This window comes from Arthrobacter sp. NPDC092385 (assembly GCF_044755105.1).
In the GTDB taxonomy this organism is placed as follows: Bacteria; Actinomycetota; Actinomycetes; order Actinomycetales; family Micrococcaceae; genus Arthrobacter_D.
This window is the reverse complement of the sequence record NZ_JBIVQL010000006.1, coordinates 185,141-199,590: the sequence shown is the minus strand read 5'-3', so window position 1 is coordinate 199,590 and position 14,450 is coordinate 185,141. Positions and strand designations below refer to the sequence as shown.

General features: G+C 70.4%; 11 protein-coding genes. 9 read left to right on the top strand and 2 right to left on the bottom strand.

Going from position 1 to position 14,450, the window contains the following annotated elements; genetic code table 11:
- Positions 1-154 precede the first annotated feature (154 nt).
- Positions 155-3,775, top strand: coding sequence for a chromosome segregation protein SMC (smc, locus tag ACIQCY_RS10045; RefSeq protein ID WP_400483742.1), 3,621 nt, complete (start codon positions 155-157; stop codon positions 3,773-3,775).
- Here the strand turns inward: smc and ACIQCY_RS10040 are convergent.
- Positions 3,772-5,121, bottom strand: a complete 1,350-nt coding sequence (locus ACIQCY_RS10040; RefSeq protein ID WP_400483741.1) for an MFS transporter — start codon at positions 5,119-5,121, stop codon at positions 3,772-3,774. The two genes, smc and ACIQCY_RS10040, sit on opposite strands and share 4 nt — an antisense overlap.
- Positions 5,122-5,185: 64 nt before the next feature.
- Between ACIQCY_RS10040 and ftsY the strand changes: the two genes are divergently transcribed.
- From ftsY to ACIQCY_RS10015, 5 genes are all read left to right on the top strand, one after another.
- Entirely contained in the window at positions 5,186-6,379 is a 1,194-nt protein-coding gene (gene ftsY / locus ACIQCY_RS10035) for a signal recognition particle-docking protein FtsY (protein ID WP_400483740.1), read from the top strand.
- A 207-nt stretch (positions 6,380-6,586) separates the two neighbouring features.
- The gene (locus ACIQCY_RS10030) at positions 6,587-7,918 is read left to right on the top strand and encodes an ammonium transporter (protein WP_400483739.1); all 1,332 of its coding nucleotides are present in this window, start codon (positions 6,587-6,589) and stop codon (positions 7,916-7,918) included.
- Positions 7,915-8,253 (top strand): P-II family nitrogen regulator, encoded by a 339-nt coding sequence (locus ACIQCY_RS10025; RefSeq protein ID WP_055773303.1) that lies wholly within the window; start codon positions 7,915-7,917, stop codon positions 8,251-8,253. The genes ACIQCY_RS10030 and ACIQCY_RS10025 overlap by 4 nt, the downstream gene beginning before the upstream one ends.
- Positions 8,254-8,460: 207 nt before the next feature.
- The gene (locus ACIQCY_RS10020) at positions 8,461-8,817 is read left to right on the top strand and encodes an ArsR/SmtB family transcription factor (protein ID WP_400483738.1); all 357 of its coding nucleotides are present in this window, start codon (positions 8,461-8,463) and stop codon (positions 8,815-8,817) included.
- Positions 8,814-9,296: an SRPBCC family protein gene (locus tag ACIQCY_RS10015; RefSeq protein WP_400483737.1), complete on the top strand. Its 483-nt coding sequence runs from the start codon at positions 8,814-8,816 to the stop codon at positions 9,294-9,296. The genes ACIQCY_RS10020 and ACIQCY_RS10015 overlap by 4 nt, the downstream gene beginning before the upstream one ends.
- Before the next feature lie 36 nt (positions 9,297-9,332).
- Here ACIQCY_RS10015 and ACIQCY_RS10010 read toward each other — a convergent pair whose 3' ends face one another.
- The gene (locus ACIQCY_RS10010) at positions 9,333-10,775 is read right to left on the bottom strand and encodes a glucose-6-phosphate dehydrogenase (protein WP_400483736.1); all 1,443 of its coding nucleotides are present in this window, start codon (positions 10,773-10,775) and stop codon (positions 9,333-9,335) included.
- Positions 10,776-10,951: 176 nt separating this feature from the next.
- Between ACIQCY_RS10010 and ffh the strand changes: the two genes are divergently transcribed.
- Genes ffh through ACIQCY_RS09995 form a run of 3 tightly spaced genes read left to right on the top strand, consistent with a single transcriptional unit; the run spans position 10,952 to position 14,421 of the window.
- Positions 10,952-12,535, top strand: a complete 1,584-nt coding sequence (gene ffh / locus ACIQCY_RS10005) for a signal recognition particle protein (RefSeq protein ID WP_400483735.1) — start codon at positions 10,952-10,954, stop codon at positions 12,533-12,535.
- 46 nt (positions 12,536-12,581) lie between these two features.
- A complete protein-coding gene (locus tag ACIQCY_RS10000) occupies positions 12,582-13,289 on the top strand; it encodes an alpha/beta fold hydrolase (RefSeq protein WP_400483806.1) in 708 nt (235 codons plus the stop codon).
- 22 nt (positions 13,290-13,311) lie between these two features.
- Positions 13,312-14,421, top strand: coding sequence for an amidohydrolase family protein (locus tag ACIQCY_RS09995; protein ID WP_400483734.1), 1,110 nt, complete (start codon positions 13,312-13,314; stop codon positions 14,419-14,421).
- The last annotated feature ends 29 nt before the right edge of the window (positions 14,422-14,450 follow it).

The window sequence follows — 14,450 nt, the reverse complement described above, 5'->3', positions numbered from 1 at the left end:
ATACTGCTGAAACTTTTGTAAGCCTACTTCTTAATGCGTGGGACGGTCACTCCGAATTCGCGTGGGACCGCGGCCTTGCCCGGCCGGTGCTCCGTAGAGTCGGTGCGTTCCAGTACATTGGGACAGCCCCGACCCACCTGGAGATCCTGACACCGTGCATCTGAAGAGTCTAACCGTGCGAGGGTTCAAGTCTTTCGCCTCGGCAACCACCTTCGACTTCGAACCCGGCGTCACCGCCGTCGTCGGCCCCAACGGTTCCGGCAAGTCGAACGTGGTGGATGCCCTCGCCTGGGTGATGGGGGAGCAGGGGGCCAAGACCCTGCGCGGCGGCAGGATGGAGGACGTCATCTTCGCCGGGACGTCGGGCCGGGCGCCGCTGGGCCGGGCCCAGGTATCCCTGACCATCGACAATTCGGACGGCGCCCTGCCGATCGAGTACTCCGAGGTCACCATCTCCCGCACCCTCTTCAGGGCCGGCGGCTCCGAATACGCGATCAACGGCAAGAACTGCAGGCTCCTGGACATCCAGGAGCTTCTCTCGGATTCCGGGCTGGGCCGCGAGATGCACGTGATCGTCGGGCAGGGCCAGCTCGACAAGGTGCTGCATGCCACCCCGGAGGAGCGCCGTGGCTTCATCGAGGAAGCCGCGGGGATCCTCAAGCACCGCCGCCGGCGCGAGAAGACCGTGCGGAAGCTCGACGCCATGCAGGTCAACCTCGCGCGGCTGTCCGACCTCACGGCCGAGCTGCGGCGGCAGCTGACCCCGCTCGGCAAGCAGGCCGAGGTCGCCCGACGTGCCCAGCAGGTGCAGTTCGCGGTGCGGGATGCCCGGTCCCGGCTGCTCGCGGACGAGCTGGTCGGCCTGCGCTCCGGCTACGAGCGCGACGTCGCCGCCGAAGCCGCGCTCCACGCCCGCCGCGAAGAGGTCGAGAAGCAGCTCGGCGCGGGCCGCGAACGCCAGGCGGACCTGGAGCAGGCGGCGGCGGCGTCGGTTCCGGCACTGAACAGCGCACGGGAGACCTGGTACGCCCTGTCCAGTGCCCGGGAGAAGCTGGCCGCGCTCGCCGCCCGGGCGGAGGACCGGGGGCACCTGCTGGGGCAGGGCGGGCCGGAGCCCGACCAGGGGCGCGACCCCGACCACCTGGACCGGCAGGCCGAACGCGTCCGCGCAGAGGTCGCCGGCCTGCAGGACGAGGTCGCGACGCTCGGCCGGGCGCTGGAGGAGACCCTCGCCGGCCGCCGCGCCGCCGAGGAGGCGTCCTCGGCCGAGGACGCGCGGCTCGCGCGCCTGCTCCGGGCCGCCGCCGACAGGCGGGAGGGGGATGCGCGGCTCGCCGGGACGGTGGGTGCGGCACGGTCGCGCGTCGAATCGGCCGTCGCGGAACTGGGCCGGCTTCGTGCGTCCATCGGCGCGGCCGAGGAACGCCGCCGGACCGCCGAACGCGACTTCACGGCCCTCGAGGCCCGGGTCGCCGGTGACGAGGAGGGCGAGGAGGGGCTCGACGCCGAGTACGAGGAAGCGTCCGCCGCCCTCCGGTCGATCACGGAGGAACTCGACGCACTGGTGGACGCGGAGCGGGCGGCGGAACGCGAACGCGGTGCCCTGGCCGCGCGGCTCGAGGCGCAGCGCGAGGGCCTGCAGCAGCGGGACGGCTCCGGGGCGCTCCTCGCGTCCGGGCTCGACGGCGTGTTCCTGCCGCTCGCTCGGCTGCTGCAGGTCGCCCACGGCTTCGAGAAGGCGGTGGCCGCCGCGCTGGCGCATTCGGCCGACGCGGTGGCGGTGGACAGCATCGTCGCGGCAGTGCAGGCGCTCGAGCTCATGAAGCACGACGACGCCGGGCAGGTATCGCTCGTCGTCGCACCAGGGCTGCAGGAGGACGCGACCCAGGCGCCCCCGGCGGCGCCGGACGGGGTGCCGACCCCCGGGAGCGGCGGTACGCTCCCCATCCTGTCCGTGGTCACCGTCCCGCCTGCGGTGCAGCCGGCGCTGGACCACCTCCTGGCCGGCGTCGTCGTGGTCGGGGACCTCACGGCGGCCGGCAGCGCCGTCGAACGCGGCACGGCCGAGGTCGCGGTGACCTGCGACGGGGATGTCCTGTCCCGGCACGCTGCCCGCGGCGGGACCCCCGGTGCCGCCGGCTACCTCGAGCTCCGCGCAGCAGCAGGGGATACGGAGGAGAAGCTGGACCTGGCCGGCGCCGCGAGGGAGCGGCTCCGGTTCCGGCTGGCCGCGGCGAGGACGCACCGGCTGGCCGCACAGCAGCGCGTGGACACCGCGCTCGACGGTCTGCACGAGTCGGACGCGCGGATGGCAGCGATCGCCGAGCAGCTGGGCCAGCTCAACGCGAGCGTGCGCTCCGCCTCCGGAGAGGCCGAGCGGCTCACGGCGCTCCTGCGGGCCGCGGAGGCGAACCTGGCACAGGAGGAACTGAGGCTGCAGGAGGCCGCCCAGCGGTTAAAGGACCTGCAGGACCAGCCGGTCGAGGCCGAGCCGTCCACCGGGCAGCGGGACATCCTGCAGCGCGCCGCCGTCGATGCGCGGCAGGCGGAACTGGAAGCGCGACTCGCACTGCGCAGCAGGGAGGAACAGCTGTCCGCGCTCGCGAACCGGGCGGCGTCACTGGAACGGGCGGCCCAGGCGGAGCGTCGCGCACGGGAGCAGGCGGCCGAGAAGGCGAGGATCCGCAGGGCACAGGCACTGAGGGCGGTCGCCGTCGCGCAGGCGGCACGGCGGGCCGAACGGCGGGCTGCTGAATCGGTCGCCGCGGCTGCGGAGCTGCGCGATACCGCCGAGCGCCTCCGCGAGCAGCAGGACGCCGACCTGCAGGACGTGCGGAAGGCGAATGCCGACCTCGGCGTCGAGCTCGCTCACCTGACCGATTCCGTGCATCGCGACGAGCTCGCCCGTACCCAGCAGAGGCTGCGGATCGAGGCGCTCGAGAACCGCTCCATCGAGGAGCTGGGCCTCACCCCGGACCATCTCGTCCAGGAGTTCGGCCCGCACCTGCCCGTGCCGGAGGAGTCGGTCGCCGAGGACAAGTGGGCCGCGCTGAGGACGCCGGTCGACGACGACGGGCGGCCGGTACCGCAGGGCATCCCGTTCGTGCGGGAGCAGCAGGAGAAGAGGCTGAGGCGGGCCGAACGGGACCTCGCGGCCCTCGGCAAGGTGAATCCCCTCGCGCTCGAGGAGTTCGCGGCCCTCGAGGAGAGGCACCAGTTCCTCAGTACGCAGCTAGCGGACCTCAAGGCGACCCGGAAGGACCTCCTCGACATCATCCGCGAGGTCGACGAGCGCGTCGAGGAGGTCTTCACGGCTGCCTACCGCGATACCGCCGAACAGTTCGAGCGCGTGTTCGCGACCCTCTTCCCCGGTGGCGAGGGCAGGCTCCTCCTCACCGATCCCTCGGACATGCTGTCCACCGGCATCGAGGTGGAGGCCAGGCCGGCCGGGAAGAAGATCAAGCGGCTGTCCCTGCTCTCGGGCGGGGAGAGGTCGCTGACGGCCGTGGCCCTCCTGGTCGCGATCTTCAAGGCCCGTCCCTCGCCGTTCTACGTCATGGACGAGGTCGAGGCCGCCCTCGACGACACCAACCTCGGGCGGCTGATCACGATCTTCCGCGAACTCCGCGAGTCCAGCCAGCTCATCATCATCACGCACCAGAAGCGCACCATGGAGGTCGCCGACGCGCTGTACGGCGTGACGATGCGCGGCGACGGCGTGTCCACCGTCATCAGCCAGCGCCTGGCCGCCGAGGTCGAGCAGGTCCTCGGCTAGTCCGGGGCCTGTCCGGCGTCCCTGGTCCGCGATGCCGTCATGCCGTCCCCGCCCGGGACCGGACGACCGGTCTCCTCACCCGGCCGGGGGAGGGTCTCCCGTGACCCGAGCCAGACGGCGGCGGCGAGCAGGGTGAGGGCGCCGGTCGCCACGAAGGCCAGGTCGTAGGAGCCGGGGAAGAGCGTGTCGATGATGAGGCCCGCCACGACCGGCCCGAAGATCGCACCGAGGTCCGAGCTCATCTGGAAGGACGCCAGGACCTTGCCTCCGCTGCGCCCGTTGCCGATGACGTCCGCGACGGCGGCCTGCTGTGCCGGATTGAGGAGGCCCGTTCCCACGCCCCCGACCACGCAGATCGCAAGGAACACGACGACGTTCCCCGAGAAGCCGAGGGCTGCCATGGCGGCGCCGTTCACCAGGAGCCCGGTGACCACGAGCGGTTTCCTGCCGACGGTATCGGCGAGCCGCCCGGAGACCGTCAGGGCGAGGGCCGTACCCGCGGCGAAGAAGGCGAGGGAGATGCCCGCTATCTGCGGTCCGGCGTCGAGCACCGCCGTCGCGAAGAGCGGTACCAGCGCCATCCGGATGCCGAAGGAGGACCAGCCGTTGGCGAAGCTCGAGACGAGCGACGCGCGGTACGCGGAGTCCCTGACTGCTTCCCGGACCGTCAGCGGCGCCCGGTCCCGTGCGGACTGCCGGTCCTGGAGCGAGGTGTCCTTGAGCTGGAAGAACACCACCGCCGACGCGATCAGCAGCGCCGCCGCGTAGACGAGGAACGGCACGCGGAGCCCCAGCCCCGCGAGCAGGCCGCCGATGATGGGTCCGCCGATACTGCCCAGCAGGAAGGCCGTCGCATAGGCGCCGGAGACGCGGCCACGGATGGCGGGCGGGGCGAGCCGGACGATCAGCCCCATGGCCGAGACGGTGAACATCGTCGAGCCGATGCCGCCCAGGGCCCGGAAGACCAGGAGCTGCCAGTAGTCGGCGGCGAAGGCGCACGCGGCCGTGGAGAGCGCCACGACGAGCAGGCCGACGATGTAGACCGGGCGCTCGCCGAGCCTCTCCACGAGCCAGCCGCCCGCCGGTGCGAAGAGCAGCCGGGTGAGCGCGAAGGCGCTGACGATCACCGACGCGGCCGTGACTCCGACATCGAAACTCTGGGCGAACTGCGGAAGGATCGGCGCCACGAGCCCGAACCCGATGGCGATCACGAACGCCGCGGCGATCAGGACCCTGATCTCGCGGGGGATGCGCTGGCGCTCCTGCGCGGGGGCACCTCCGGCACCCTTCCTCCTGGGCAGGAGCCTGAGGGGTGGGAACGTGCGTGCGCGGGGAAGTCCAGCCATGATCCTCGCATTCTGTCACTGCTGCGAACGGATGCTCAATCGGCCCGTATGAGAAGGTGGATCAGTGAACGACATCCTTCTGCCCGTCATCTTCGTCATCCTCGCGATCGCCGTGATCGGGTCGGTCGCCGTCCTCCTCCTCCGCGGCAGGCGGACGCCTCCGGGCCTGTACTCCTCCCCGCGGGATCCCGATGACCAGGTGGACGGCGGTGCCCATGGGTCCACCTCCACCGACGTCCTCGACCGCCCGGACGGCGTGCCGACGGACGTACTCGTCCCCGATGACCTCAGCGGACTCGACGAGGCGCCCGCCCCGCCCCGGTTCGATACCGTCGATCCCGTGCAGGGCAGGCTCGCCCGGCTTCGGGCGCGCCTGGTCCGATCGAACAACGCCCTCGGCAAGGGCCTGCTCGCCCTGCTGTCCCGGGACAGGATCGACGAGGACGTCTGGGACGAGGTCGAGGAGACACTCCTCATGGCGGACCTGGGTACCGAGCCCACCATGGAACTCGTGGACGCCCTGCGTGAACGGGTGAAGGTCGCCGGCAGCCGCAGCCCGGCGGAGGTCAAGGACATGCTCCGCGAGGAGCTCGTGAAGCTCGTCGATCCGTCGATGGACCGATCGCTCGCCACGCAGCGCCACGCGGACCGGCCCGCGATCGTCATGGTGGTCGGCGTCAACGGCGTGGGCAAGACCACCACGGTGGGCAAGCTCGCCCGCGTGCTGGTCGCCGATGACAAGGACGTGCTCCTCGGCGCGGCGGACACGTTCCGTGCTGCCGCTGCCGAACAGCTGGCCACGTGGGGAGCCCGTGTGGGCGTCCCGACGGTGAAGTCCGACGTCGACGGCGCCGATCCCGCGTCGGTCGCCTTCGAGGCGGTCAAGGCGGGCATCGAGCAGGAGGTCGACGTCGTCCTGATCGACACCGCCGGGCGGCTGCAGAACAAGGTCGGGCTCATGGACGAACTCGGCAAGGTCAAGCGCGTGGTCGAGAAGCAGGGCACGGTGGACGAGGTCCTGCTGGTACTCGATGCGACGACGGGCCAGAACGGGCTGAGCCAGGCCCGCGTGTTCGCCGAGGTGGTGAACATCAGCGGCATCGTCCTGACCAAGCTGGACGGCACCGCGAAGGGCGGCATCGTGGTGGCCATCCAGCGCAGCCTCGGGGTGCCCGTGAAGCTGATCGGCCTGGGCGAGGGCGCTGACGACCTCGCGCCCTTCGACGCCGAGAGCTTCGTCGACGCGCTGCTGAACTAGGCCGCGGCGGACCCCATAGGCCACGACCGGCCGGCCGGCAAGGATCCGGCGGGAGGGAAACCTGCCGGAAACATCAGTGTCACGCGTCTTTTACGTCGGTGAGAGTGATGTAACTTCCCGGCAATGTGATGCCCCAGGGACGGAAACACGCACATCGCATTCTGGAGGAGCGGGAAGTCCCCGCCCCCTTTGGAAGGATCGTGTTTGATGGATCTGACAGCAGGTCACGTCTGGGTGATGATCTCAGCCGCCCTCGTACTCCTCATGACCCCCGGCCTCGCCTTCTTCTACGGCGGCATGACCCGCGCCAAGGCCGCCCTGAACATGATGATGATGAGCTTCATCGCCGTCGGTCTCGTGGGAGTCGTGTGGGTCCTCTGGGGCTACTCGATGACCGGCGGGGACGGCGTCGCACAGCTCTTCGGAAACCCCTTCACCTCCTTCGGCCTGACGGACCTCCTCGGCACCGAGGACCTCATCGGTGCAGGGTACGGTGCGACCTTCGCCATCATCACGGTCGCCCTCATCAGCGGTGCCATCGCCGACCGCGCCAAGTTCGGCGCGTGGGTGGTCTTCGTCCCCATCTGGGTCACCGCGGTCTACTGCCCCCTCGCCTACATGGTGTGGGGCGGCGGACTCCTCAGCGCTGACGGCGCCGTGGGCGGAGCTGTCGGCGAAGCGATCGACTTCGCAGGAGGCACCGTCGTGCACATCAGTGCCGGCGTCGCCGCCCTGGTCCTCGCCCTGATCCTCGGCAAGCGCCAGGGGTTCGGCAAGGATCCGGCCCAGCGGCCCCACAACATCCCGATCGTGATGCTCGGTGCCGCGCTCCTTTGGTTCGGCTGGTTCGGCTTCAACGGCGGGGCAGCGGGAACGGCAGAGGAGGCCGGCCTCATCTGGATCAACACGATGGCGGCCCCCGCGGCGGCGATGGTCGGCTGGCTCATGACCGAGCGCATCCGTGACGGTCGCCCCACATCCCTCGGAGCAGCGTCCGGCATCGTGGCGGGCCTCGTGGCCATCACCCCGGCCTGCGCCAATGTCAGCCCCGTCGGTGCCGTGTGCCTCGGCCTCGTCTCCGGTGCCGTCTGCGCCCTGGCCGTCGGCCTCAAGTACCGCCTCGGGTTCGACGACTCGCTCGACGTCGTCGCGGTGCACCTCGTCGCCGGCATCCTCGGCACCCTGTCCATCGGCTTCATCATGCTGCCGGTCGACGGCGAGGGTGGCGGACTCTTCTACGGTGGTGACGCAGGGCAGCTCGTCGCACAGATCGTGGCAGCCGCCATCGCGATCGCCCTGTCCGCCGTCATGACCGCGATCATCGGGCTCGCCATCCACAAGACCATCGGATTCCGGGTCAGCGCCGACAACGAGGTGTCCGGCGTGGACCTCTCGGAGCACGCCGAGACCGCCTACGAGTTCGGCGGCCTGGGAGTGGGCGGATCCTTCCACCCGTTCGCGGAGCAGATGTTCGCGCAGCAGAAGACCGCGCAGCCACAGACCACCCAGCAGAGCGTCACGGAGGGCGTACATTCATGAAACTGGTCACAGCAATCGTTCGCCCGGACAAGCTCGACGGCGTCAGGGGCGCCCTGGAGAACTACGGCGTGCAGGGCCTCACCGTCAGCCAGGCGAGCGGCTACGGCCGCCAGCGCGGGCACACCGAGGTCTACCGGGGGGCCGAGTACACGGTGGACCTCCTGCAGAAGGCGCGCGTCGAGGTCCTCGTCGCGGACGCCTGGGTCACCGACATCGTCGACGTCCTGGTCTCCACGGCCAACACCGGCCGTGCCGGGGACGGCAAGGTCTGGGTGATCCCCGTCGAGGAGGCCGTCCGGGTCCGCACCGGGGAACGCGGGGACGCGGCCCTGTAGGGAAGCCTCTTTCACACTGCACGACGCAGGACGCCCGGCCGGGACACCCGGCCGGGCGTCCTGCTGCCCGGCGGTCCTGGCCACGAAGTGAAGCAGAGGGAGTCCGCCCCTTGCCGTCCCTGGGGCAGGGGCCTATCCTTGAACAACCGATCGGTTGATCAACCCAAAGGTTGATCAAGGCGACGGCCGAAGATCAGGAGAGTTCCCGTGGCCGACGACGAGCGCCTCGACATCGCCTTCCTGGCGCTTGCCGATCCCGTCCGCCGCCGCATCATCGCCCGGCTCAGCCGGGGGCCGGCCACGGTCAACGAACTGGCGGAACCCTTCTCGATCACCAAACAGGCGATCTCGAAGCACATCCAGGTCCTCGAGCAGGCCGGGCTCGTCACGCGCACGCGCGACGCCCAGCGCCGGCCCGTCCACCTGAACCCCGCACGACTGGAGGCGCTCACCGCGTGGATCGACCAGTACCGGCTGGTCCGCGAGGAGCAGTTCCGCGGCCTCGACGCCGTGCTCCACACCCAGGCCATGGCACGCGGCCCGCAGGCAAAGGACCCGTCATGAGCAATGCACTGAAACTCACCGTCCCGGAGGGGCTGCCCTTCATCGACTTCGAACGGGAGTTCGACTTCCCCGTGGCGGAGGTCTTCCACGCCTACTCGGACCCCGACCTCGTCGCCCAGTGGCTGGGCCCCCGGCGCGTCCGGCTCGGCATCGACCACTACGACTTCCGGACCGGCGGGACCTATCGCTACACGCACACCGGCCCGGACGGCGTCGACCATGTGTTCAGCGGAGGTTTCCACACCGTCCGGGAGAACGATTTCGCGATCCAGACCTTCGAGTACGACGGCTATCCGGACGTCGTCAGCATCGAGTTCATGACCTTCGAGGAGCTGGCCGACGGCAGGACGCGGCTCAGCGCCCACGCCGTCTATCCGAGCATGGAGGCGCGGGACGGCATGGCGCAGTCCGGGATGGAGGGCGGGCTCTCCGAGGCCTACGAGCAGCTCGAGGAGCTACTGGCCGGTGCAGTGGCCTGAGCGGGTGAGCACCCGCCTCGCCGAACCTCCTGCGCCTCAGCCCTTATGGCCGTGCGAGGAGGGCCAGGCCTCGGGCCCCACCGAGCCCGCTCCGTACTCCTCGAGCGGAACCCGGTCCTCCGACCAGGCCTTGAGCACCGGTTCCACGATCCGCCAGCAGTCCTCGGCCGTGTCTCCGCGGACGGAGAGCGTCGGATCGCCGGCGAGCACGCCGTCGAGGACCTCGCCGTACGGCAGGAGGTCCGTCTGGTTCAGGTCGGCGCTCAGGGTCGCCCGGTCGAGGGAGAAGATGTCGCCCGGGCCGTTGACGTCGAGTTCGAGCTGCAGCGTGTCCGGACCGAATCCGATCCGCAGCTTGGTCGGCGCATCCTGGCCCGTGAACCCCACGGGCAGGTGGCTGACGGGCCGGAAGGTGATCACGGCCTCCTTGCGCTTGGCCCCCAGCGCCTTGCCGGACCGCAGGACGAACGGGACACCGGACCAGCGCTCGTTGTTGATCGACACCGTGACCTCGGCGAGGGTCTCGGTACCCTTCGAGGCATCGACCCCGGGCTCGGCGGCGTAGTCCGGGATCTGCCGATCCCCGATCACGCCCGCCGTGTAGCGCGCGCGACGACTGCTGCCCGGCGCATCGAGGTCCACCGTGCTGGCCCGCAGGATCGACCCGATATGGTCCCGGAGGTCCCGTTCATGCAGGGTCGACGGTGCATTCAGCGCCAGCAACGCCATGACGTGGAGCAGATGGCTCTGGATCATGTCGCGCAGGGCGCCGGCGCCGTCGTAGTAGCGCGCGCGGTTCTCGAGGGCGAGGTCCTCGTCGAAGATCACCTCGACCTTCTCGATGTGGAGGTTGTTCCACACCGGCTCGAGGATACGGTTGGCGAAGCGCAGGCCGAGGATGTTGAAGACGGTCGCCTTGCCGAGGAAGTGGTCCACGCGGTGGATGTTCTGCTCCGGGACCAGCTTCGCCAGCTTGTCGTTGAGGCTGTGTGCGCTGGCCTGGTCCGTGCCGAACGGCTTCTCCATGACCAGGCGGGTGCTCTTCGGCAGGGAGTTCGGACCCAGGGCGCTGCACGCCTTCTGGCTGACGGACGGGGGCAGTGCGAAGTAGATCGCCACCGGTCCGTCGAGTGTCCGGACGAGGCCGGCCAGGCCGTCCTGCGTCACGTCGATGAAGTGGTAGGAGCTGTCGTTCCGCACCTGCTCGAGCGAGGCCCGGCCGGCGTCGTCCGCCTTCTCCAGCGCTGCGGCGAAGGCGCCGTCGATGCGTTCGCGCCACTGCTCGTCGGTCCAGTCGTCGGATCCTGCTCCCACGAGCTTCAGCCCGTCGGCGCGCCCGAGGCGGATCAGCCGTGCGAGCCCTGGGAGCAGCAGGCGCCCCGTGAGGTCGCCCGAGGCGCCCAGGATCAGCAGCGTCTTCACGCGGGTATCGGCCACGGCGGGAATGGTGTCGTGTTCTGCGAGCGAGTGAGTATCCACCTCTTCACCTTGCCACTTATCCCCGCGTGTGTCCTGCACGCGGCGGATGCGTCGACAGTTGCGCGCGCGGCGCCCGGGAGGAGGCCGTGATGGTGCACCCGGTCCCGCCGCCACCCCCAGTTGATACCCTAGGGAGTTGAGTCTCTCTACTTCCTGATGAAAGAAGTCCACGGCACGTGTTCAATTCACTCTCCGACCGGCTGACTGCGACCTTCAAGAACCTCCGCGGCAAGGGCCGCCTCACCGAGGCGGACATCGACGCCACGGTCCGCGAGATCAGGCGCGCCCTGCTCGACGCCGACGTCGCCGTCCCCGTGGTGCGGGCCTTCACGGCTGCCATCAAGGAGCGAGCCCTCGGCCTCGAGGTGTCCCAGGCGCTGAACCCGGGCCAGCAGGTCGTCAAGATCGTCAACGAGGAACTCGTCGGGATCCTCGGCGGGGAGACCCGGCGCATCCGGCTCGCCAAGACCCCCCCGACCGTCATCATGCTGGCCGGCCTGCAGGGCGCGGGAAAGACCACGCTCGCCGGCAAGCTGTCCAAATGGCTGAAAGGCCAGGGCCACAGCCCGCTGCTCGTCGCCTGCGACCTCCAGCGGCCGAACGCCGTCCGGCAGCTCCAGGTCAACGGTGAGCGTGCAGGCGTTCCCGTCTACGCTCCCCACCCCGGCGTCAGCTCCGAGTTCGAGTCCGCCACCGGCGACCCGGTCGCCGTCGCACGCCAGGGTGTCGCCGAAGCCCGCGCACGCCTCCACGACGTCGTCATCGTCGACACCGCAGGCCGCCTGGGTGTGGACGCCGAGCTCATGCAGCAGGCCGCGGACATCCGTGCCGCCATCAACCCCGACGAGGTGCTGTTCGTCATCGACGCGATGATCGGCCAGGACGCCGTCAACACCGCGCTCGCCTTCAACGAGGGCGTGGACTTCACCGGCGTCGTCCTGACCAAGCTCGACGGCGACGCGCGCGGCGGTGCCGCCCTCTCGGTGGCCTCCGTCACCGGCAAGCCCGTCATGTTCGCCTCCACCGGAGAGGGCCTGGGCGACTTCGAGCTGTTCCACCCGGACCGTATGGCCTCGCGGATCCTCGACATGGGCGACATCCTCACCCTGATCGAGCAGGCGGAGCAGTCCTGGGACAAGGACGAAGCGGCCAGGATGGCGAAGAAGTTCGCCGACCAGGAGGACTTCACCCTCGACGACTTCCTCGCCCAGATGCAGCAGATCCGCAACATGGGCTCCATGAAGAAGATGCTCATGATGATGCCGGGTGCGGCCAACATGCGGGAGCAGCTGGAGAACTTCGACGAGCGCGAGATCGACCGCGTCGAGGCGATCGTCCGTTCGATGACCCCGCACGAACGGCTGGCGCCCAAGATCATCAACGGCTCCCGCCGCGCCAGGATCGCCCGCGGTTCGGGCGTGCACGTCTCCGAGGTCAACGGCCTGCTCGAGCGCTTCACGCAGGCGCAGAAGATGATGAAGAAGATGGCCTCCGGCGGGGGCATCCCCGGGATGCCCGGCATGGCGGGTCCGGGTGGTTTCGGGGGTCCGCGCAAGACCAAGGCCGCTGCTGCCAAGGGCAAGAAGAAGCCGCGTTCGGGCAACCCCGCGAAGGCCGCGCAGGAGCTGCAGGAGGCGGAGGCCCGGCGTGCGGCAGCCCGGACGGCAGCGCCGACCGGCGCCGCGTTCGGTGGCCAGCAGGACTTCGATCCGGCGGCGATGAACCTGCCCAAGGGCTTCGAGAAGTTCCTCGGGAAGTAGCACGAGCGGTGGCTGATTCGCGCCGGGTGCCGGAGCAGGAGCGGTGCTGAACCTCGAGCGCGTGGTCTTCGTCCATGGCAGCGGCACCTTCGGTGCTGCGGCCTGGCCGAAGCAGCACGGGCTGTCGCTCGACTTCGACTGCCTCTACCTGCGGCGGCACGGCTTCGCCACGGACGCGGACCCCCAGCCGACCGACCATGAGCGCGACCAGGAGATCATCGCGGACGCCCTCGGCGACGGCGGCCATGTCGTCGCCCATTCCCACGGTGCCGTCTCGGCCATGATGCTCGCCGTGGAGCGACCGGAGCTGGTCCGCACACTCACGCTCGTCGAGCCCGCGTGCCTCTCGCTGACGGCGGACCTGCCGGCCACGAAGGCGCACATCGAGCTGATGGCGCCGCTGTTCGCCCAGCGCCACGCCCTGTCGGACCACGAGTTCCTCCGCTCGTTCGTGCGGCGCGTGTCCGCCGCGGACGCCCGGCTGCCCGCGACCGAGGACGCGCGTCGTGATGCCGCCCGGCTTCGGCTCCAGAGCCCGCCCTGGGAGGCGCCCCTGTCGATCGTGCCCGGGGTCCCGACCCTCGTCCTGACGGGAGGCTGGGAGCCGCTGTACGAGGAGGTCGCCGAGTACCTGGCCGGCACCGGAGCCGTGCACCGGGTCGCGCCCGGCGGCCACCGCCCGCACGACACCCCGGAGGGCGACGCGCTGATCCGTGCCTTCCTGCGTGCGGCAGGCCGCCAGGCGGCCGCGTGACCGGCTCCCCTCGATTCGCGCCATGAAGCGCACGTCGCCCGGGTTCCTGCACCTGACCGGCACCGTGCTGCTGTCGCCGTCGCGCTCCGTCTCCGACGTGTACGTGCAGGACGGGCTCTTCACCTTCACGCGCCCGCCCGGCGCTCCGTTCCGGACCCTGGAGGGCTGGGTGCTGCCCGGCCTCGTCGACGCGCACTGCCATGTCGGCCTCGACCGGCGGGGCCTGGTGCCGGACGAACTGGCGGAACAGCAGGCCATCCGGGATCGCGATGCGGGAACCCTGCTCATCCGGGATGCGGGCGTCGTCAACGACACGCGCTGGGTGCAGCAGCGGACCGACCTGCCGCGGCTGGTGCGGGCCGGCCGCCATGTGGCGCGGACCCGCCGCTACTTCCGCGATTACGCCGTCGAGGTGGAACCCGGGGAACTGGCCGCCGCCGTCGCCGAACAGGCACGGCGCGGGGATGGCTGGGTCAAGATCGTGGGGGACTGGATCGACCGCTCCATCGGGGACCTGGCCCCCGCCTTCCCTCCGGAGGCTCTGAAGGACGCCGTCGACGCCGCCCATGCGGAGGGTGCCCGTGTCACGGCGCACTGCTTCGCGGCCGAGACGCTGGACGGCATGCTCGACGCCGGCATCGACTGCATCGAGCACGCCACCGGGATGCTTCCCCGGCACATTCCCCGCTTCGTCGAACAGGGCGTCGCGATCGTCCCGACACTGGTCAACATCGACACCTTCCCCGCGATCGCCGACAGTGCCGCCGGCAGGTACCCGGACTATGCGGCGCACATGCGCCGTCTGTGGGGCGGACGTCAGGACATGGTGCGGCGCGCCCACGACGCCGGCATCCCCGTGTACGCCGGGACCGACGCCGGGAGCGTCATAGCCCACGGCCGGCTCCCCGACGAGGTCGCCGCGCTGGCCGCCGCAGGGCTGGGTGCGACGGCGGCGCTCGACGCGGCCTGCTGGTCGGCCCGGGCCTGGCTGGGATTCCCCGGGATCGAGGAAGGGGCGAGCGCCGACGCGGTGATCTGCTCCCGCGATCCGCGCGAGGACCTCGGCACCCTGGCGTCGCTCCGGTCCGTCGTCCTGCGCGGACACCTGATCGAGCGGCTTCCCGCGGAATAAGTTGAAGCTTCAAGTAGTTGTCGCCTGCA